Consider the following 21,214-nt stretch of genomic DNA (forward strand, 5'->3'; position numbering starts at 1 on the left):
CATTAGATAGTTGGCCTTTTTTTATTGGTTTTATACACTTTTGAGATGTATGAATCTTGTTATTTACTAGTTGCTCTTCTTTACATATTTTGTTACAATAACAACTTGCTGCCCTTGTATTCTACCTTCTATATGCTCTGCATTATCGTGTACTAGACTTATGTTTCTCATAAACTCTCCACGCTTTGCTGTAAAGTTTGCTCCTTTTACATCAAGATCCTTTATGAGCACGACACTATCACCATTTGCTAGGCGTGTACCATTTGCGTCTTTGTGTATTACCGTATTCTCATCTTCTTCTATATGCTCACCTGTAGCTTTTGCCCACTCTAAGGTTTCTTCTTCTAAATACATCATATCAAGAAGATCTTGTGGCCAGCCTTCTTTACGAAGTCTAGTAAGCATACGCCACGCCACGACCTGTACAGCTGGTACAGTACTCCACATACTATCATTAAGACAGCGCCAGTGATTTACATCTACCTCCTCAGGATTTTCTATTTGAGTAATACAAGTCTTGCAAGCGAGTATATCTTCTTCCTTAGGAACTACTATAAAAGGGGAGAGGTCATACTCATTACTACAAAGTTCACAAATGATGGTACGTTTATTAAGTTCTCTTAAGCTCACGGCAATTAGTTTTTATTGATAAAAAGAATATGTAGGGTAATAGCGCGAAGAAACAAAATTTAGCCGTAAGCTAGTTATTCCTTTCGCTCTTTTTCTTGCTCGTAAAATTCACGTCCTAATTGAGCGAGAAAGGGAATACCTATTTGCTCATACTCATAAGTGTCGTCATTAAAAATTTGATTCTCATTAACAAGTATGGTGGCAGAGAGTATAAAGCGTATATCATTTTGAGTATCCTCAATATAGGCGGTTTCTGTAAGCGTGCCGTATGCAAATCCTACTTTGTTATAAATATGTATATTATCTGGGATGGGTGTTGTTACATCTCCATACATAAAGAATTTTACATAGCTGTCGTAGTATTCTTCTTGATTATACTTTGCATCACGTGGGAGCGTTTTCAAAGCCTTAAGTACTCTTTGTCTAGATGTTTCAGATAGTTCTAATCTTTTTGAGGTTTCAAAAGAGTGTGGGAATACCAGACTTTTTACAAAATGATGTTGCTCTTGTAATGGGAAGTGATTTTTTAAACCAAAATCCATAGGCTCATTTATAAGATTTCCATTTTCAATATAGCCTTGTCCTTTTTTATTACCTACCACATTGTTAGGAATGAGGTCTTTGTCTTCTTTATTTGTGATAATAACACTTTCGGCTGTATAGCTTGGGAAAAATTGAATTGTTTTTCTAGCATTAACTGCTGCTTCAGGTGTAGCTAGTCTATGTTGTATGGTAGTTTGTGTGTAGCCTTTTTCGCGTAAGCGGGAGTTTATATAATCTCTACCTAGTAATTCATAAAGACGGTTATAAGCTTTATTATCGCTTACGGCAAAAATCTGTTGTAGGTCATTACTTATGCTGTGCAACTCCTCATCACCGTCTATGATGTAAGGTGTATCTAGGGTTATATCTTCTCTAGCATCTGTATATTCTGCGGCGAGTACGGCAACTGGAAGTTTTACAGTGCTTGCTGGGTAAAAGTAATTCTGTTCATTGAGTCCATAACTGTAATCTTTAAATTGCACATCACCGTTATCTGTAGTATCAATCTGAGTAAAAAGAATCTGGACTTCGTATTTGTCTATACTATCTGTAACCCTTGTGATAATCGGGCTAGATGAGTTAAGGGCTTTCTCTATGGGTGTAGAGCAGCTTGCCATAAATAAACATAATATAAGTACATATCTCATATTATAAATGTAGTTAGTATTCATAAAAAAGACCAGCTTAGGGCTGGTCTTTTTATAAAATATATCATTACTATTCTTCTATGAGAACTTGATTTGCAATAAGATCATCAAAGGTCTCTCGCTTGCGTATAAGGTGAGCTTTACCGCCTTTTATGAGTACCTCTGCAGGTCTGTAACGGCTATTATAATTACTTGCCATTGTAAAGCAGTAAGCACCTGCATTATCAAAAGCGAGTATGTCTCCTTCAGAAATTTCGGCAATGCGTCTATTATTTGCAAAGGTATCTGTCTCACAGATGTAGCCTACTACGCTATAAAAGCGCTCTCTTCCGTTAGGATTGCTTATGTTATGTATCTCGTGCTGGCTACCGTATAGCATAGGTCGTATAAGATGGTTAAAACCACTGTCTACTTGTGCAAATACTGTTGAGGTAGTTTGTTTTACGACGTTTACCTGTACAAGAAATTTACCAGACTCGCTTACCAGAAACTTACCTGGCTCAAAGGTGAGTGTTAATGGTTTTTTATACGCTTTCGCGAAAGCGTTAAAACGTTTCCCTAGTTTTTCTCCTAGTTCTTCAATATTAGTTTCTATATCTCCCTCTTTATAAGGTACCTTAAAACCACTTCCGAAATCGATAAAAGTAAGGTCGCTGAACTGTTTTGCCGTCTCAAAAAGGATTTCTGTAGCATACACAAAGACATCTATATCTAGTATATCACTACCGGTATGCATATGTATACCGTTTATATTCATACCCGTGTTTTCTACTATGCGCAGTACGTGTGGTAACTGGTGGATACTAATCCCAAATTTACTATCTATATGTCCTACAGAGATATTTGTATTTCCTCCTGCCATCACGTGTGGATTAATACGTATACAAACAGGTGTCTCTGGGTGTTTTGTGCCAAACTGCTCTAATATAGATAGGTTATCTATATTAATTTGCACGCCCATTGCTGCAACTTCTTCTATTTCTCCTAGCGAGACACCGTTAGGTGTAAAAATGATACGATCTGGAGTAAAGCCAGCCTTAAGACCAAGTTGTACTTCTTGTATAGATACGGTATCAAGACCAGAACCCAAGCCTTTTAAGTGTTGAAGAACAGATAAATTGCTTAGCGCCTTTACTGCATAGTTAAGACGTAGCTGTTTTACACTTTTAAAAGCGTTTGTAAGTCTATTATATTGAGCGGTAATAGTGTCTGCATCATAGACGTAAACAGGGCTGCCGTAGTTTTTTACTACGTTTAAGAGGTCTTTATTGGTCATTACTTTATATTTAAAGTAAAATTAAAAGACTTCTATAAATAGACAGAATACTTTTGTTATAAATGTTGAACAATAAGGTTAAAAAATGTTCATTATATAACAGCCTCAAGAGGCTTTTGTAAATTTCATATAAAAACAGATGACTACAGCCGTGTTACCTATGTTTCCTCTTGAGATGGTGGCTTACCCAGGAGAGCTACTTTCTCTACATATATTTGAGGAGCGATATCAACAATTACTTAAGGATTGTGAGGAGGGTAATATAACCTTTGGTATCCCTACCTATATAAATAACACCTTATCTTATGGCACAGAAATGCGTGTTGTAGAAGTGGTGAAAAGATATCCCTCTGGTGCGGCAGATATTATATGTAGAGGAGAACGTGTCTTTAAACTAGTAGATTTTTATAACACACTAGGAGAACGATTATATGCCGGGGGAGAAGTGGTTTTTCAAATTTCGCAAAATGATGCTTCCTTACAGATAAAGGAAGAATTTGTAAGCCTGCTTACCATATTTTATAACCTTCTTGATGTAAAGACACCAGAGGTTGCTATACAAACCGTAAGTGCGTTTAGGTTTGCTCATAAAATGGGACTTAATATCGAGCAGCAGTATGAGCTACTTCAGATTTCTTCAGAGATGGACTGTTTTGTATATCTCATAGCGCATTTACAAGCTGCAATACCTACCTTAAAGTCTGTAAACCGTACCAAAGAGCTCATAAAGCTCAATGGTCATTTTAAAAACTTTGACCCATTAGACTTCAAGGATTATAAGCTTGAGTAGATTTTTGTTGCATATTATTTAAGATTATAACAAAATAGCTGTAAAATTATCAAATTCTCAAAAATGATATTTTCTTAGCACTTTCTTAATAGTCACTTTACACTCATATTAATGTAATTATTGACGTTAACGGGGGTAATCTCTACCAATTTACTAGACTAATCACGACTTTATCACCCTTGAAATAGTTGTTAATCAGATTGTTAAAATGCAATAAAGGATTTCCTTTATTGCATTATAGATTAATCAGTAAATTATTTAATAATATGATAAAAATACTAGCGAAAACGTTGTAGTGGTGATAATAGATTAATATAAGTGTTAAAAAGAGTTAATTTTGAAACTAATATTAATCCTAAAATATGCAACCCAAAATGAAAAACAAATTCAAATTTAGTGCGATGGCACTAGCGCTAGTAGCAGTATCTTTTACTTCTTGTGAAAAAGAAGAAGCAGATGCCATTCAAGATGATCAAGCAAATGTAGAACTAGTAGTCGAAAACAATCGTGTTGAGGTTACAGATCAAGCTATTATTGATCAAGTGCGTGGTATGGCTATAGATATAGCTGCGATCACAAAAGGAGATTTTCACCTTCCAGATGGTACTGTAGAGCAGCGTATCTACATAGGTGATGACATTGTAACAACTGCAAAGGAGTTACAGGAAATGCAGGTCAATGACCAGCGCCAGTTTAGAACGTTTAACCTAGTAACTGGAGCAAACAGAACAATAGACATTATAGGTTACACAGGTAATGATAACTTTGGTCTTACTAATAAAGGTAGAACAGCTTTACAGTGGGCGGTAAATAACTTTAACCGTATCTCAGGATCTGCACTACGTTTTAGACTTACGTTTGGAACAAACTTCTCAAACAGCGATATGGTTGTTTATGATAACTCTGCAAATAACTCTGGTTCTGGAGGTGTAGCAGGTTTTCCAGATGCACAAGGGCGTCCTAATAAATTTGTACAGATTTACAACCTTGAAGGTTCTAGTACAAACGTAAATGAGCACGTTATTACACACGAGATAGGTCACTCTATAGGTTTCCGTCACTCAGATTACTACGATCGCCAGAGTTGTGGTAGTGGAGGAGGAGAGTCTGCAGGATCTACTGGAGCAGTACAATTACCAGGTACACCTACAAGAGATTTTGACTCAATAATGCAAGCTTGTTTCTCAAATAATGAGGATGGAGAGTTTAGCAATAATGATATTACCGCATTGCGAGCTATGTACTAAGAATTGAGGTTTACAAAGATTACTAGCTAGTAAGTAAACGCCCTATCCATCTGGATAGGGCGTTTTTAATTTTATAGATTGTGAGAGCGTTTGTTATGCGCTTTCGCGAAAGCGTAATTCTCACCTATTTTGTAATCTATTATTTATGCATTGCACCTTTCTCAATCCCAACAGATGATTTTTTGATAAACTCACGTATATCATCATTTGCTTTGATTAAGTCCTCATTACGTAAGTACATCATATGTCCAGATCTATAACCTTTAAAGCTTAATCTATCTGCTAGTTTACCGCTAGCATTAAGCTGCCACATTACATACTTTGCATTAAAGTAAGTTGTAGCGCCATCATAATAACCACTCTGTATCATTACATTAAGGTTAGGGTTTACACCCATCGCTCTGCGCAGACTTGGTCCTGCATTATTATTTGATCTGTCCCAAGGTCGTACTGGGCCAAACATATTATAAGATAGATCTGTTTTTAATCCTAGCTCTTGACTATAGTAGTAATTTATCGCTGGAGTAAATGAGTGTAGCCACGAGGTAAGCTCGCTATTATAATCTGGTCGATCTCCAGATTCTTTTACATCCATTCCCTTATAGCGAGAGTCTAATCTACCTATAGTAAGGCCGTCACGATCTCTTAAGAGATCTTTCCAGAAGTAGTTAAAGGGTACTTCTAGATTGTTTTGACGTATTGTTTTTTCAGAAAGGCCAGAATAATATGCCATTTTTTTGATAGCAGCCTCCTTTTTTGATGCATCTAGGTAACCAGACTTTACAATAAGTGGTAGGAGCTCATTTACTGCATAGTCTTCACTTTCGGCTAGTGCTTCTGTAAGGTCTTTTTGTTGTAATGCTGGTGGTAGCATATTGTGGTACCAGGCTGCCGCGGTAAAGTAAGGAAGCCTGTTTGCTACTTCTACAGGACCGTCAAAGTCAAAACCTATTTCTGTAGGAGATACAAGTATCACTCCATTTATAAACATCCATTTACTGTCTTGAAGCGCTGCGGCAAGTCCAGAAACTCTTGTTGTACCGTAGCTTTCTCCTATAAGAAACTTAGGTGATCTCCAGCGGTTATTTCTTGTAACAAAAGTGTTTACCCAGTCTGCTAGGTATTTAATATCTGCATTAACGCCAAAAAACTGTTTCTTGTCTGGCATTTCTCCTTTTTCATTAGGTAACATTCTACTGTATCCTGTATTTACAGGGTTTACAAAAACAATGTCTGCCACGTCAAGTATCGAGTTAGGATTGCTTTTTATACCGTAGGGTTGTACAGGGTAGCCCTCATCATCTATCTTTAAGATGCGTGGCCCTGTGTATGCAATGTGCATCCAAACAGAGGCAGAGCCTGGTCCTCCATTAAAGGAGATTACTAGTGGTCTCTCTTGATCATCTTTTATGTCAGATCTTTTGTAATAGGTGTAAAGTAGACTAGCTACTGGTGTTCCTTCTTGGTTAAAAACGGGTTGAAACCCAGCGATTGCCGTATAAGGAATGGTTTTTCCTTTTATGGTGGTGGTGTGTTTTGTGACAATTGTGGTGTCTACAGGTACTGGGATTTTTTGAGAATACGCTTTCGCGAAAGCGGAAACAACAAGCAGCCCTGTGAGTAGGTGTTTGAAATACATAGGTTGGATATTTTGGTTGTGACTCCTAAAATACCAACTGACATTTTATTATTTCAAAATTGGGAAATTTTTAACGTCCCGAAATGGGAAGTACAAAGAGTGTTATGACCAGTGCACAAGCAATTGCAATGGCAAAACTGAGCATTGTACCTATTAAAACATATTCGGTTTTAAGGTAATCACCATCTTTAAATCTTAATATAGATTTTGCGGTAATTAAAAAGCCTACAGCACTAAACTGGCCTATTATTATAAGTACAAGCACGAGCCAGCGCTCTGTGATACCTATGAGTCTACCTGCATTGGGTAAGTCTTGTGACTTCTCTGTAAACGATACAGAGAAGAGCGTAAAAATTTCTTTAATAAGGATATTTGCGGGCTTTGTACATAATAAAAATACTGCAATAAGACAGATGTATGTAAAGTGTGTAGTGTCTATAAGTATAGGTTGCCATCCTATAAGTTTTATAAAAGTAGTACTCACTAGCGCGTATATAAGAATGTGCAATAACTGATCTATAAAAAAGGCTCCTTTATGTAGTCTTTTGCTAGCTAGTATTTGAGGTTTAAAACCGTCTATCACCCAGTGTAATGCACCTATGAGTATAGCTGCAGGAAGAAATCTATAATCAAAAGAGAGAAGGTAAGAACACACAAAAACTATTAATATATGCCACTTGAGGTGTTTGCTTTTAAACCCTTTTTTTGCCTTAGATTTTGCTGTTTTCTTAGATTGAAAGGTATAGTCTCCTAGTAAGTGAGCTATAGTCTGTAGGGCGATTAAGGTTGCTATTTCCATTAATTAAGAGTGCTTAAAAGATGAGAAAAATAACGAATGGATTTATCCATACCGTTCCACCCAGAGGCGGTTGAGTGCTGGTTTATAGATGACTGGCTCACAGATAACTGCTTTGCAATGGTCTTCTCACTGTTACCCATAATTTTTAAAAACAACACTTCATTTTGTCTACTTGTAGCTCTGGCGAGCAGGTGATCTAGTAGTGCGAGTATGGTTTCTATATTAAAAGTGAGCTCCTCGTTATCTGAGCTAAAGAATAATGTGTTTTTTATAACCATACGCTCCTTGTTGTGCGTACTCTCGTCGCTTATAGCGCGACCACTTCTATAAATGGCGTCGCCATCTATGACATTATTTGCAATGTCAAAACGATCTAAAGTACCTAGACCCATTGCCAGGCGTATGCTGTACGTCTGGAATACTTTTGATCTATTATTTTCTGGTTTATCTTCTATCTCTAGTGACTTAATAAAAGTCTTTATAGCAAGCATTACAGATAGTCCATTTGCAGGATCTGGCACTACACACTCTAAGTAGTCACCCTTTATGAGTCTAGAGAAGGTGTCAAATTTTTCTTGAAGCTGGTCAAACAGTTTGTACAGTGATTGCTCAAGAATTTTCTTTTCATCTGTACTTAAACTTGTATAAGCAATAAAGTCTCCAGAGATAACTATATGTTGTTTGTCTTTCACTTAGATAGTTTATATAATTCAAATATAAGCATATTTACTTATATTATTGTTTTATAAGTGTATTTACTTATAAGTTGTATTTATAAGTGTTTTGACTTATAGATTAATCATTGCTATGTATAATTGCTCCGTTTTTAATAACAAGCCAGATATCCTCAGTCGCTTTAATGTCTCTAAGCGGATTACTATTTAAAATAACAAGGTCTGCTATACCTCCTTTTGAGAATTGATATAATGATTTATTTAAGAAATGAGCACCATCATACATACTACTAAGTGCGGTACTCGTAGATATACCCGCTCTGGTCATCTCTCTTAGTTCGCCGTGTAGTGATGGGCCAGGATATGTATAAGCATTATAAGCTCCACTATCAGATCCAGATAGTAGGGTAACACCTGCGTCATCTAGTTTTTTTACTAACTGTAAAAAGAATTCTTGCAAGTTCTTTCTATTTTGTTTTGCTTCATCACTAGCATTTAATGCACTGTTTACTCTACCCTCGTAGGTCACGATAAAATCTTCTTCTAGTAGTGCTAAGTATGAGTCATTACTATGGTCTACCTCGTCCATATAGCTCAGAATGTTACCTATAAAAAGGGTAGGAGTGACATATACGTTATTGTCTTTGAGTTTTTTAAAAGTGCGCTGCGCGGTATCTTCATCATAGGTTTCTATAAGTTGTGCCATACTTCCCCAAAAGCCTAGTTTACCTTCTTTTATTTGTGCTGTGATTTCTTTTTCTTGAGATGAGCAACCCTTTAAGATGTAGTAAAGATGTTCAATGTTGTCTATTCCCGCATCTATAGTTTCATCAAGGGTGACGGTAAATGGCATATGTCCAGAAGTTATCATACCGCGAGACTCTGCTTGTTTTATAATCTCTAGGTACTGCTCTCCAGATAGTGTACTATCATAAAGCTTTACATAATCTACATTTATAGATTGTAATGAGTCTAGTGCTTTGCTTATTTCATCACTGTTAGAAACACCTATAGAGCCTGCCCAGCGTGCATTTTTGCCATCTAGCTTAGGTCCAGAGGTATAAATTGTAGGACCTATGCGTGTGCCATTTTGTATCTCTTTGTCCCACTGCTGTACTTGCGGTGTGAGGTCACCACCTGCATCTCTTACAGTAGTGATACCGTACTTTATAAACTGCTTTAAAAAAAAATCGTTTTGAGTAACCAGTTTAGATCCTCCTCTAAAATGTGTGTGATTATCCCAAAATCCAGGTAAAATATACTTGCCACTTCCATCTATTTCCTTTGTGGAAAATAAGGATTTTGAAGTGTCTAGAGGATCAATTTCGGCTATTAATCCATCTTTAATATAAACTGTGTAAAGATCCCCATCGCTTATACCTTTCTCATTTATAATCGTGATGTTCTTTATAGCGAGGTCATATGTATTTTGAGAAGTATGCTCTTGACAAGCGTTTAGAATACTAAGACTTACAAAAGCAATTAAATAGTAAAAGCGTACAGATAGATTCATATAATATGTCTAGATACTAGGTGAGTTACGCTTTCGCGAAAGCGTAATTAATCCCCTAAAACTACAAATTATACAGCAACCAAAACATTTTTATGACTCCAAAATAAAAGTTACATTGCGCCATTAAACCATTATAAATGACTACCGAAAATCTACAAATTATATCAGATATGATTGCTATGGCAAAAGCAGATAGCCACTTGCACGAGCGTGAATATCACTTTATACTCGAGGTTGCAAAGCGTCTTGAGATATCTAAGGAAGCAGTAGATGAGCTTATTAAAAATCCGCTGCAGGAAATGGTTTTTAGTACAGAGTTACAGCGCATCACACAGTTTCATAGACTATTGCTAGTAATGAATGTAGATGAGCAAACACATTTTGTAGAGATTGATGCTCTTAGGAATTATGGTCTCAAGCTGGGTATACGACCAGAAGCGGTAGAACAAATACTAGGGGAGATGGGTAATTATGATGGTAAACTTATACCGTCAGAACGACTTGTAGAAATCTTTAAACGATTCTATAATTAATAAAAAACGACAAAAAGTCACTATTTAAAACCTGAAATATGTCATAACGTCATAATTTTATTGTTGGAACTGAATTTGTCTATAGCTGTACAAGTTTGAAAACAATTTAAAAATTATAGTTATGACATTAGTTAGAAAAAATACAGCTCCATACTTACCATCTGTTTTTGAAGAATTACTTAACACAGACTGGCTAGGAGGAAGAACAAACACATTTACAAACGCAACACCTTCTGTAAACATTATAGAAAAAGATGATGCGTTTGAGCTTCACGTAGCCGCTCCGGGCTTAAAGAAAGAAGATTTTAATATAAATCTTGACAATGACTTACTTACAATCTCCTCAGAAATTAATAACGAGGAAGAAGTAAAAGAGACAGCAAAGTTTACTCGTAGAGAGTTTAACTATGCTTCTTTTAAACGCTCATTTAATTTACCAGAATCTGTAGATACGGCAAAAATTAAAGCAAGTTATACAGATGGTGTTCTTGCGGTTTCTTTACCTAAGCGTGAAGAGGCTCAAGTGCAACCTTCAAGGTTAATTGAGATACAATAATAAATTTGGTTGGTTAGTTTGAGATTGGGTTCCCGCAAGGGAGCCCTTTCTTTATTTATGCTAGTTCCTTAATTTGCTCTTGGTATACTTTAATCTGGTCTCTAAGCTTTGCAGCCTGCATAAAGTCTAGTTCTTTGGCAGCAGCTTCCATTGCCTTTCTAGTGCTTCGTATTTTCTTCTCTATTTGTGGCTTAGTAAGATACTCTTCTGCATCTTCGGCAGCTAGATTAACGAGCTCTTCGGCTTCAATCTTGTAAGTTTCCTTTCGCGTAAGCGCATTATCAAGACTCTTTTTAATAGCCATAGGGGTAAAGCCATTTTTAGTATTATAGTCTATTTGCTTCTGGCGACGGTAGTTACTATCATCTATGGTTTCTTGCATAGACTTTGTAATCTTATCTGCATACATAATAGCCTTCCCATTTACGTTACGTGCGGCACGTCCTATAGTTTGGGTAAGTGATCTGTTACTACGTAAAAAACCTTCCTTATCTGCATCAAGTATAGCTACTAGAGATACCTCTGGTAAATCTAGACCTTCTCTAAGTAGGTTAACACCCACAAGTACATCATAAACGCCTTTACGTAAATCTTGCATTATTTCTACACGCTCAAGTGTATCTACATCAGAGTGTATGTAGCGGGTGCGTATATCTATACGGGTGAGGTATTTTGTAAGCTCTTCTGCCATACGCTTAGTAAGCGTGGTGACAAGCACGCGCTCATTGCGCTCTGTGACTTTGTTTATTTCTTCTATAAGATCATCTATCTGGTTGAGAGATGGGCGTACTTCTACTATAGGGTCTAAAAGACCCGTAGGACGTATAATTTGCTCAACATAAGTTCCTTCAGACTTTTGTAATTCATAGTCTGCTGGGGTAGCCGAAACATATATAACTTGATTTTGCATCATTTCCCATTCTTCAAATTTAAGTGGGCGGTTATCCATCGCTGCGGGTAGTCTAAAACCATATTCTACCAGGTTTTCTTTACGACTTCTATCACCTCCATACATCGCACTTACTTGCGAGACCGTCACGTGACTCTCATCTACTACCATCAAGTAGTCATCTGGAAAGAAATCTAGTAGACAGAAAGGTCTTGTACCTGGCTCGCGACCGTCTAGATATCTTGAGTAATTTTCAATACCAGAGCAATAGCCTAGCTCTCGTATCATTTCTAAGTCAAAATTTGTGCGCTCGTCTAGTCTTTTTGCTTCTAGGTGTTTACCTACTTCTTCAAAAAAGCTTACCTGTTTAGTAAGATCCTCACCTATTTGATTTATGGCTCCTTGTAGTACATCTTGAGAGGTTACAAACATATTTGCAGGATAGATGCGCAAGCGAGAATACTTCTCAATCACCTCTGCAGATGCTGGGTCAAAAGCCTCTATCTCTTCTATCTCATCACCAAAAAAGTGAACTCTAAAAGCCATATCTGCATATCCCGGGAACACCTCTACCGTGTCTCCCTTTATTCTAAAATTACCACGATTAAACTCTCCCTCGGTACGTGAGTAGAGTCCTTGTACGAGTTTTTTAAGAAACATCGTGCGTGCCATAACTTGATCTTGCTTGATTTCTGTTATGTTTTTCTCAAACTCGGCGGGGTTACCTATACCATATAAGCACGATACAGATGCAACCACAATCACATCGCGACGCCCAGAGAGTAGGGAAGTCGTGGTGCTTAGTCGCATTTTTTCTATCTCTTCATTGATAGAAAGATCTTTCTCTATATACACTCCAGAAGAAGGAATAAAGGCCTCCGGCTGGTAATAGTCATAGTATGATACAAAATACTCTACCGCATTATCTGGAAAAAATGCTTTAAACTCGCTGTATAATTGCGCTGCGAGTGTTTTGTTATGAGCGAGTATGAGTGTGGGTTTTTCTGTCTCTTGTATCACATTTGCGACCGTAAATGTTTTACCACTTCCGGTAACACCTAATAGTGTCTGGTAGGTTTCGTTTTTATTGATGCCGTCTACTAGTTGTTTGATTGCAGAGGGTTGATCACCAGTAGGTTTAAAGTCAGATTGTAGTTTAAATTTCAAGATCAGCTTTTTTTATAAAATTACGAGTTTTTACGCTTTCGCGAAAGCGTAACTATCCCAATGAATTGTTATAAAGTATTTTAATTATGTTAAGCTACCGTGCTTCTCTAGTGCTTGGTCTAAGGCCGCTAGAAGAATAGCGCATCCTTCTATGATTTCTTCTGTTGTGATCGTAAGTGGCGGAGTGATGCGTATGGCGCGATCTTCAAAAAGTAGCCAAAACAAAATAAGACCCGCATCTTGACAAGCAAGTATCACCTCAGAAGTAATTGCTGCCGAAGGGGTGAGTGCAGCAAGCATAAGGCCGCGCCCTCTTATTTCTGTAATATATGGGTGTACGAGTTGCTCGCGTATGAGTTGTTCTTTTACTAAGGTGTCTGCTATAAGAGTGGTCTCTGTGATTTCTTGTAGTGTGGCTAGCGCTGCCGCCGCAATCACTGGATGCCCGCCAAAGGTGGTAATATGTCCCAGCTTAGGATTATCTGATAGTAACGCCATTGTGTCGCGAGATGCAGTAAATGCACCTATAGGCATACCGCCGCCTAGCCCTTTACCTGTTACAAGAATATCTGGAACGACATTGTAGTGCTCAAACCCAAAAAGTTTACCTGTGCGCCCCATACCCGGTTGTATCTCATCAAGTATGAGAAGAGCGCCTACGTCTTTACATCGTTGTTTTACCTTAGATAGAAAGTCATTAGTAGGCTCTATAAAACCTGCACCGCCTTGTATGGTTTCTAATACAACTCCGGCTGTATGTTCTGTGATGCGTTCAAGATAGCGGTCACAATTAAATTTTATAAAAGAGACATCACCTATCATAGGTTTAAAGGGCGCGGTGCGCTCTTCATTACTCATAAGGCTTAGTGCTCCATAGCTATTACCGTGATAGGCATCTACGGCTGCGATAATCTCTGTGCGACCCGTCGCTCTACGAGCGAGTTTTATAGCACCATCTATAGCTTCTGTACCACTGTTTACAAGGTATGTACTCTGTAAAGATGGAGGTAAGTGCGCTGCAAGGAGCTTTGTGAGCTGTACGGCTGGAGACTGTGCATATTCTCCATACACCATCACGTGAGCATACTTATCTAGCTGATTGATAATTGCAGTTTTCACTCTAGGATGTTGATGTCCTAAGCTACAGGCAGAGACGCCTGCTACAAAATCTAAAAACTTCTTGCCCTCTGTATTATATATGTAACTGCCTTCTGCCTTTGCTACCTCCATCGCTAGTGGGTGAGGAGTGGTTTGTGCTTGGTATGTTAGAAAGTCAGCTTTCATTGTGTAGCAAAAGGTATACTATCGCTGTCTTCTACCAGCTCTGGCAGATGTAGGTCTTCCGTACTGGTGTTTTGGTTGATTACCAGCGGCCTTGAAGTTTGCCTTCATAGTCTTGAGTTGCTCTCCTAGCATACCGTGCTTATCGTGAGCTTCTGCCTCTTTCATAAGGGTTTGTGCCTCACGTCTTCTATTTTTACTCATTGCAATACCTGCAAGACTTAATTTTGCCATTGCAAGATCTGCATCCATAGAGAGACCTAGGCTTATGGCTTTCTTAAAATATTTTTCGGCCTGGGTCATATTAGTCTGTGATACCATAAGTCCTTGTAGGTAGTTATAGTATCCTTCTTGTTTTGTAACTAGAGCGCTGCTTGGGTTTTTAATTTTTGAAAGCCACTTTTGAGCTCCAGGGAAGTCTTGCTTACGTAAACGTAAAAAGGCAAGTAAGATAATTTCGTTTTTAAAATATAAGAATATAAAGATTCCCATAAGTAAGAGTAGCATTATACCATTACCTATTTCATTCTCTGTAAATTGCCATATTGCTGCTGCAAGAGTTGCTATAGCTAGAACGAGTTTGATGTTTTTATTAAACATAGATTATATTTAGACCGTTTGTTTTCTTATTTTTGCCCTATATACAGGCGGGAGCAAAGGTATATAAAAGGAGATAAAAAAAATTTATTTTTCCATTTGTAGAAGTAAAAACTTCTCGTATATTTGCGCCCAGCTTAGAAAGCTGTAAATAAAAGAAATTATAAGGCGGTCCTAACAAGACATTAAAGAAGATACAAAATGAGCAAGAGAACGTTTCAGCCATCAAAAAGAAAAAGAAGAAACAAACACGGTTTTAGAGAGCGTATGGCTTCTGTAAACGGTCGTAAAGTTTTAGCACGTCGCCGTGCTAAAGGAAGAAAGAAAATAAGTGTATCTTCTGAGCTTCGTCACAAAAAATAATGCATCTCGTTGATGTAAATATATAGGTGTTACTTTTTTTAAGTAACACCTTTTTTTATACCCTATCAGTTCATAATTTTAGATAATTCTAGAAAAACCACAGTAAATGCCTAAAAATAAAGACTTAAAATCGATTCTACTCATAGGTTCTGGACCTATTGTTATTGGTCAAGCGTGTGAATTTGATTACGCAGGATCACAATCATTAAGATCATTAAGAGAGGATGGAATTGAGACTATTCTAATCAATTCTAACCCGGCAACGATTATGACAGATCCCTCTATGGCAGATCACGTCTATTTATTGCCACTTACTACAAAGTCTATTGTAGAGATACTCAAAAAGCATCCTAATATAGATGCAGTGCTTCCTACTATGGGAGGGCAGACTGCGCTTAACCTTTGTATTGAGGCAGATGAGAAGGGTATCTGGAAAGATTTTGAAGTAGAGCTTATAGGTGTAGATATCGCGGCTATTAATATTACAGAAGATCGCGATCAGTTTAAAACACTTATGGGAGAGATAGGTATACCTATGGCACCACAGGCAAGTGCAAACTCATTCTTAAAAGGAAAAGAGATTGCTCAAGAGTTTGGTTTTCCATTAGTAATACGTTCTTCTTTTACACTAGGAGGAGCGGGAGCATCTTTCGTTTTTGAAGAAGAAGATTTTGATAGACTCCTATCTCACGGTCTAGAAGTATCACCAGTACACGAGGTGATGATAGATAAAGCCTTACTAGGGTGGAAAGAGTATGAGCTAGAGTTACTACGTGATGCAAATGATAATGTGGTTATTATCTGTGCTATCGAAAATATGGACCCTATGGGTATCCACACAGGAGACTCGATTACTGTGGCACCTGCAATGACATTATCTGATGTTACTTACCAAAAAATGCGTGATATGGCTATCCATATGATGCGCAGTATAGGTGACTTTGCTGGAGGGTGTAACGTACAGTTTGCGGTAAACCCAGATAATGAAGAAGAGATTATCGCAATTGAGATTAACCCACGTGTATCTAGATCATCTGCACTGGCATCAAAAGCAACGGGATACCCTATTGCAAAAATCGCTACAAAACTAGCGATAGGATACAACCTTGATGAACTAGATAACCAGATTACAAAATCTACATCGGCCCTTTTTGAGCCTACATTAGATTATGTAATTGTAAAAATACCACGTTGGAACTTTGATAAATTTGAAGGAAGTGACCGCACGCTAGGCTTACAGATGAAATCTGTAGGAGAAGTAATGGGTATAGGACGCTCTTTTCAAGAAGCCTTACACAAAGCAACACAGTCACTAGAGATTAAACGTAATGGTCTAGGAGCAGATGGTAAAGGGTATAAGAGTTACGACCAGATTATAGACAAACTTACCCACGCAAGCTGGGACCGTGTATTTGTGATTTATGATGCAATCCAGATGGGTATCCCGCTTAAACGTATACACGAGATTACAAAAATAGATATGTGGTTCCTTAAACAATATGAGGAGCTATATGCAATGGAAAAAGAGATATCTACTTTTAAGGTAGATACGCTTCCGCGAAATTTATTACTCGAGGCAAAACAAAGAGGTTTTGCAGATAGACAAATAGCACATATGCTAGGATGTCTCGAAAGTGCAGTAACAAGCAAGCGAGATGAATTAAAAATAAACAGAGTTTATAAACTGGTAGATACGTGTGCGGCAGAGTTTGTAGCACAAACACCATACTTTTACTCAACTTTTGAAAATGAAATGGAGCTTCCTGACGGAACTCGATTTGCTCAAAACGAAAGTGTAGTTTCAGACAAGAAAAAGATAGTAGTATTAGGTTCAGGACCTAACCGTATAGGGCAAGGTATCGAGTTTGATTACTGCTGTGTACACGGTGTACTTGCCGCTGCAGAGTGTGGTTATGAAACTATAATGATAAACTGTAACCCTGAGACTGTATCTACAGATTTTGACACGGCAGATAAGTTATACTTTGAGCCTGTATTCTGGGAGCATATTTATGACATCATACGCCACGAAAAGCCAGAAGGTGTAATCGTACAACTAGGAGGGCAAACAGCACTTAAACTTGCCGAAAAGCTTGACCGTTACGGTATCAAAATTTTAGGTACAAGTTACCAAGCACTAGATCTTGCCGAAGACAGAGGAAGCTTCTCTACATTATTAAAAAATCTTGATATTCCTTATCCAGAATTTGATACAGCAGAGACGGCAGACGAGGCACTTGCAGTGGCACAAAAACTAGATTACCCTATCCTTGTAAGACCATCTTATGTACTAGGAGGACAAGGAATGAAGATTGTAATAAACGATGACGAGCTAGAAGAGCACGTTGTAGACTTACTACGTAAGATACCTAATAACAAACTCCTACTAGATCACTACCTAGACGGAGCGATAGAGGCAGAGGCAGATGCTATTTGTGATGGAGAAGATGTATACATCATAGGTATTATGGAGCACATTGAGCCTTGTGGTATACACTCTGGTGATAGTAATGCAACATTACCTCCATTTAACCTTGGAGACCTTATACTAGAGCAAATTAAAGATCACACTAGAAAAATTGCACTAGCACTTGATACAGTAGGTCTTATAAACATACAGTTTGCTGTAAAAGATGATAAGGTATACATCATAGAGGCAAACCCAAGAGCATCTCGTACGGTTCCATTTATAGCAAAAGCTTACAAAGAGCCATATGTAAACTACGCAACTAAGGTGATGCTAGGTGAGAAGAAGGTAAAAGACTTTAACTTCAACCCACAGCTAGAAGGATATGCAATCAAGCAACCAGTATTCTCTTTTAATAAGTTTCCAAATGTAAATAAGAACTTAGGACCAGAGATGAAGAGTACAGGAGAGAGTATCTTATTTATAGATAACCTTCGTGATGATGCTTTTTACGATTTATACGCAAGAAGAAAGATGTACTTGAGTAACTAATTTACTGCTCAAATTACAGTATTAAAAAAGGTCTACTCAATGAGTAGACCTTTTTAAGTTTATGGGGGTTTTGAGTACGCTTTCGCGAAAGCGTAATAAACACTCTTAATCTCCCTATTGTCTATTAAAATGTGGTGATTGCTCTGGTACTACATTTGTAATAAAGTACTTAGTATCTCCCCAGAAAGAGAAGGTCCCAAAGCGCTCTATATACTCAACCTTTACATATTGACCTTGATATTTATTAAGCGCCTCAATAGCCTCCTCTTCTTGATCTAATACCGAAAAGCTAAAGATTTGTGCTCCACTTATACCCTGGCTTATCTCACCTTCCCAAGTTTTAAAAATTACTCCTTTGCTAGAGAATTTTATAAGTTCGCCGGCGCGTGTTCCTTTACTATAAGGGACGTAGTAAATGAAGGCAAACCAAGCTGCTGCCAGTAAAAAGATGGTAGTAAGGACTACAAATAGTATTTTTTTCATAATTATTTAGTCTAGTAAGGTTAGGTCATCATCTGCATTTGCACGCTTGATGATAGCTTCTGGGAGTGCTTTTTTCGCTTTGGCACCCATTTTTTTAAGGCGTTCTACTCTTGTGATTAGGTTACCATTACCTTCTACAAGTTTATTCATAGCGGCAGAGTATCCACTTTTTGCATCATCCATCTTTTTACCTACGGCCGTAAGATCTGTTACTAGCCCGTGAAATTTATCATAAAGTCCTCCAGCCTGTTTTGCGATTTCTAGCGCATTTTGTTGTTGCTTCTCATTATTCCACATTGAGTCTATAGTGCGCAGTGTGGCAAGTAGGGTAGAAGGTGTAACGATAACAATATTTTGCTCAAAAGCTTTATTATAGAGTTCATTTTCCGCATTTATGGCAATGGCAAAAGCTGGCTCGATAGGTATAAATAGCAGTACAAAGTCTGGGCTTTCTATCTGGTAGATATCTTGATAGTTTTTATCACTAAGCTGTTGTACGTGTCGCTTTAAATCATTTACGTGCTGCTTTAAGTGCGCATCTCTAAGGTGTGGGTCTTCTTCATTTACAAAGCGCTCGTAGGCACGTAGGGATACTTTACTATCTACAATCATCTTCTTATTTGCCGGTAAGTGTATCACCACATCTGGAAGTACACGTTTACCCTCTTCTGTAGTAAAGCTTTGTTGTATAAAATACTCGCGGTCTTTTTCTAGCCCAGATTTTTCTAGCACACGCTCTAGTACAAGCTCGCCCCAGTTACCCTGCATCTTACTATCTCCTTTGAGCGCTTTAGTAAGGTTACTGGCTTCTTTTGTCATTTGCTCATTAAGAGCAGTAAGACCTTTTATTTGCTCTCTAAGGGCAGAGGTTCTATCTATTGCCTCTTTATTAGTTTCTTCTACGCGCTTCTCAAAGTTTTGAATTTTTTCTTGAAGCGGTTTTAAGATGATATCAAGGTTTTGTTTGTTTTGTAAAGTGAACTTGTTAGACTTTTCATCAAGAATTTTACTAGCGATGAGTTCAAAATCTTTGGTAAACTTTTCTTGCAGTTGTTCTAGCTCTGCCGTTTTTTCTTCCATCCTTTTTTGTAAGCCTTCAAAGGCTACGTTGCGAGCGGTAAGTTCGTTTTGAAACTGATCTTTTTCTTCTCTAAGGTAGCTAAGTTGTTTCTCACTATCTGCGCGTAGCTGCTGGAGTTGCTCATTGTTTTCTGCGCGAAGTTGCTGCATTTGTGTCTCTACTTTAAGGCTTGTGTTTCTAGCCTCTTCTATCTTAAGTTCTTCTTGACGCAAGCGCTCTTGTAAACCACTAAGTTCTCCCTTCTTTTTAAGATTTGAGATAAATATCCCTAAGAGCGTACCGCCCACTAAGCATATGAAAGCAATAAGAAAAAGTAATAAAGTATCATTCATATGGTAAAGATATAAAGAAGATCGTGCAATACGTATTTTAAAAGATGATGTTAGGAGGAAATTGTGAGCTATTAATTTTCAAAACCATTTATGTTTTTAGTTTTAATAGTTTTATTCTTTCAATTAAAATGTGATGAAGACTAAAAATCGTTAAGACAACTAAGGTTTTTGCTAATAAGCCCTGAATTAAGAACATTCCGTCGATATCAAAATCATCGAATAGACTCCAATTATCAGGTGAATAATCTCTGTGAATTGTTACTATGATAATAATAAACCTTTCAAACGTCAAGACAAAAAGAAAACTTATTATTAGTCTGTTGACTAGGTATTTTGTGAAAAATGTGATTCTATATAGTTGTGTTAACACAAACCAGAATATAGGTTGAGCCCATATACCATAACTATATTCTCCAGTTAACCTTTCTAAATATTTAATTCGTTCTGCTTGATTTTCTAGACTAAAATAGTAAAGTATTAAACCTAACAACCACAGTGAAATCCAAACAAACCCTAAGCGTATAACTAATTTTATAGTATTGTCATCAAACCGTTTTAAAAATAGATTATTTTTTAGTGTTTTATTGAGCACAAAAAATATGATAGAATACAATCCAAAACCAATGAATAAATCTATTCTAATAAAGTCTCTTACAAAATTTATAATGTCAATCAAACTATAATTATTTTCTACCACTCCGCCTCGGCAACAACCACGTTTGCCGGAATAGCTATGGCTAGGTAATGACTTATACTTTTTGTGCTTTGAGAGTAGAGTGATAAGGTGTCACCGTTAGGCTGGTGCACTTGCGGGTTATAAAATTGTTTTCCACTCTTATTTGTGAGGTGATGCCTTGTATATAAGGTGTTGTATGTATAATCGTAATAACCGTGGTCGGTTACTTTCGCTTTAAGCGTATCAATGCTTGTGAGGTCAAAATCATCAAAAACCGCTAGCTTTCCATCTTTGTAAAATTTTAGATATTTCTTGTAATTATATTCAGCTACTACATTGGTTTGATTGGTATCATATTTATAATAACTCGCCACAAGCTTATAAATTTTTGATGTGTCTATAACCTTATAAACTGCCTCTGTAGCAGTTGGGATGGATGTTTTTACGCTTTCGCGAAAGCGTTCTTCTTCACCCTTAAAAGAGTGTGCCGAACAGCTAGCGAGCACCATAGCTACTAGAAATAATTGAAGAAAACGCAT

The 21,214-nt window shown here is 37.4% G+C and carries 20 protein-coding genes; 6 read left to right on the forward strand and 14 right to left on the reverse strand.

Annotation, left to right across the window (positions count from 1 at the left end):
* Positions 1-66: 66 nt before the first annotated feature.
* The 3 genes from ACJJVM_RS13755 to lysA all read right to left on the reverse strand — a co-directional run bounded on the left by ACJJVM_RS13755 (position 67) and on the right by lysA (position 3,096).
* Positions 67-630 carry an alkylphosphonate utilization protein gene (locus ACJJVM_RS13755; protein WP_021778779.1) on the reverse strand — a complete coding sequence of 188 codons (564 nt, stop codon included), beginning with the start codon at positions 628-630 and terminating at the stop codon, positions 67-69.
* A 74-nt stretch (positions 631-704) separates the two neighbouring features.
* Entirely contained in the window at positions 705-1,844 is a 1,140-nt protein-coding gene (locus ACJJVM_RS13760; protein ID WP_405212002.1) for a serine hydrolase, read from the reverse strand.
* A gap of 46 nt (positions 1,845-1,890) precedes the next feature.
* Positions 1,891-3,096 (reverse strand): diaminopimelate decarboxylase, encoded by a 1,206-nt coding sequence (gene lysA, locus ACJJVM_RS13765; RefSeq protein WP_298348479.1) that lies wholly within the window; start codon positions 3,094-3,096, stop codon positions 1,891-1,893.
* 139 nt (positions 3,097-3,235) lie between these two features.
* On the opposite strand from lysA, the gene ACJJVM_RS13770 reads away from it, so the two are divergent.
* The gene (locus ACJJVM_RS13770) at positions 3,236-3,886 is read left to right on the forward strand and encodes an LON peptidase substrate-binding domain-containing protein (RefSeq protein WP_298348481.1); all 651 of its coding nucleotides are present in this window, start codon (positions 3,236-3,238) and stop codon (positions 3,884-3,886) included.
* A gap of 374 nt (positions 3,887-4,260) precedes the next feature.
* A complete protein-coding gene (locus ACJJVM_RS13775; RefSeq protein ID WP_405212003.1) occupies positions 4,261-5,133 on the forward strand; it encodes a M57 family metalloprotease in 873 nt (290 codons plus the stop codon).
* A gap of 139 nt (positions 5,134-5,272) precedes the next feature.
* Here ACJJVM_RS13775 and ACJJVM_RS13780 read toward each other — a convergent pair whose 3' ends face one another.
* The 4 genes from ACJJVM_RS13780 to ACJJVM_RS13795 all read right to left on the reverse strand — a co-directional run bounded on the left by ACJJVM_RS13780 (position 5,273) and on the right by ACJJVM_RS13795 (position 9,758).
* Positions 5,273-6,772, reverse strand: a complete 1,500-nt coding sequence (locus tag ACJJVM_RS13780) for a S10 family peptidase (RefSeq protein ID WP_405212004.1) — start codon at positions 6,770-6,772, stop codon at positions 5,273-5,275.
* A gap of 70 nt (positions 6,773-6,842) precedes the next feature.
* Positions 6,843-7,571 carry a DUF3307 domain-containing protein gene (locus tag ACJJVM_RS13785; RefSeq protein ID WP_405212005.1) on the reverse strand — a complete coding sequence of 243 codons (729 nt, stop codon included), beginning with the start codon at positions 7,569-7,571 and terminating at the stop codon, positions 6,843-6,845.
* On the reverse strand, positions 7,571-8,263 hold the full coding sequence (locus tag ACJJVM_RS13790) for a helix-turn-helix transcriptional regulator (protein ID WP_405212006.1): 693 nt from the start codon (positions 8,261-8,263) through the stop codon (positions 7,571-7,573). Before ACJJVM_RS13790 ends, ACJJVM_RS13785 begins: the two co-directional genes overlap by 1 nt.
* Before the next feature lie 103 nt (positions 8,264-8,366).
* Entirely contained in the window at positions 8,367-9,758 is a 1,392-nt protein-coding gene (locus tag ACJJVM_RS13795) for an amidohydrolase family protein (protein WP_405212007.1), read from the reverse strand.
* 137 nt (positions 9,759-9,895) lie between these two features.
* Between ACJJVM_RS13795 and ACJJVM_RS13800 the strand changes: the two genes are divergently transcribed.
* Both ACJJVM_RS13800 and ACJJVM_RS13805 read left to right on the forward strand, forming a co-directional pair.
* The gene (locus ACJJVM_RS13800; RefSeq protein ID WP_298348496.1) at positions 9,896-10,291 is read left to right on the forward strand and encodes a TerB family tellurite resistance protein; all 396 of its coding nucleotides are present in this window, start codon (positions 9,896-9,898) and stop codon (positions 10,289-10,291) included.
* Between the two features lie 121 nt (positions 10,292-10,412).
* Positions 10,413-10,847, forward strand: a complete 435-nt coding sequence (locus ACJJVM_RS13805) for an Hsp20/alpha crystallin family protein (RefSeq protein ID WP_405212008.1) — start codon at positions 10,413-10,415, stop codon at positions 10,845-10,847.
* 55 nt (positions 10,848-10,902) lie between these two features.
* Here the strand turns inward: ACJJVM_RS13805 and uvrB are convergent, their stop codons facing one another.
* The 3 genes from uvrB to ACJJVM_RS13820 all read right to left on the reverse strand — a co-directional run bounded on the left by uvrB (position 10,903) and on the right by ACJJVM_RS13820 (position 14,784).
* Positions 10,903-12,903 (reverse strand): excinuclease ABC subunit UvrB, encoded by a 2,001-nt coding sequence (uvrB, locus tag ACJJVM_RS13810; RefSeq protein WP_298348499.1) that lies wholly within the window; start codon positions 12,901-12,903, stop codon positions 10,903-10,905.
* Positions 12,904-12,987: 84 nt separating this feature from the next.
* Positions 12,988-14,187, reverse strand: coding sequence for an aspartate aminotransferase family protein (locus ACJJVM_RS13815; RefSeq protein ID WP_405212009.1), 1,200 nt, complete (start codon positions 14,185-14,187; stop codon positions 12,988-12,990).
* Between the two features lie 18 nt (positions 14,188-14,205).
* Positions 14,206-14,784 (reverse strand): hypothetical protein, encoded by a 579-nt coding sequence (locus ACJJVM_RS13820; protein ID WP_035324584.1) that lies wholly within the window; start codon positions 14,782-14,784, stop codon positions 14,206-14,208.
* Positions 14,785-14,982: 198 nt separating this feature from the next.
* On the opposite strand from ACJJVM_RS13820, the gene rpmH reads away from it, so the two are divergent.
* Together rpmH and carB are read left to right on the forward strand one after the other, a co-directional pair.
* Positions 14,983-15,144 (forward strand): 50S ribosomal protein L34, encoded by a 162-nt coding sequence (gene rpmH / locus ACJJVM_RS13825; RefSeq protein ID WP_021778793.1) that lies wholly within the window; start codon positions 14,983-14,985, stop codon positions 15,142-15,144.
* A gap of 106 nt (positions 15,145-15,250) precedes the next feature.
* Entirely contained in the window at positions 15,251-18,103 is a 2,853-nt protein-coding gene (gene carB, locus ACJJVM_RS13830) for a carbamoyl-phosphate synthase large subunit (RefSeq protein ID WP_299148980.1), read from the forward strand.
* 114 nt (positions 18,104-18,217) lie between these two features.
* On the opposite strand, the gene ACJJVM_RS13835 is transcribed toward carB, so the two are convergent.
* The 4 genes from ACJJVM_RS13835 to ACJJVM_RS13850 all read right to left on the reverse strand — a co-directional run bounded on the left by ACJJVM_RS13835 (position 18,218) and on the right by ACJJVM_RS13850 (position 21,214).
* Positions 18,218-18,586 carry a hypothetical protein gene (locus ACJJVM_RS13835; RefSeq protein WP_021778795.1) on the reverse strand — a complete coding sequence of 123 codons (369 nt, stop codon included), beginning with the start codon at positions 18,584-18,586 and terminating at the stop codon, positions 18,218-18,220.
* A 6-nt stretch (positions 18,587-18,592) separates the two neighbouring features.
* Entirely contained in the window at positions 18,593-19,999 is a 1,407-nt protein-coding gene (rmuC, locus tag ACJJVM_RS13840; protein ID WP_405212010.1) for a DNA recombination protein RmuC, read from the reverse strand.
* 88 nt (positions 20,000-20,087) lie between these two features.
* Positions 20,088-20,675, reverse strand: coding sequence for a hypothetical protein (locus tag ACJJVM_RS13845; protein ID WP_405212011.1), 588 nt, complete (start codon positions 20,673-20,675; stop codon positions 20,088-20,090).
* 14 nt (positions 20,676-20,689) lie between these two features.
* Positions 20,690-21,214 (reverse strand): hypothetical protein, encoded by a 525-nt coding sequence (locus ACJJVM_RS13850; RefSeq protein ID WP_405212012.1) that lies wholly within the window; start codon positions 21,212-21,214, stop codon positions 20,690-20,692.

Source organism: Dokdonia sp. Asnod2-E02 (assembly GCF_045063915.1).
Taxonomy (GTDB): domain Bacteria; phylum Bacteroidota; class Bacteroidia; order Flavobacteriales; family Flavobacteriaceae; genus Dokdonia.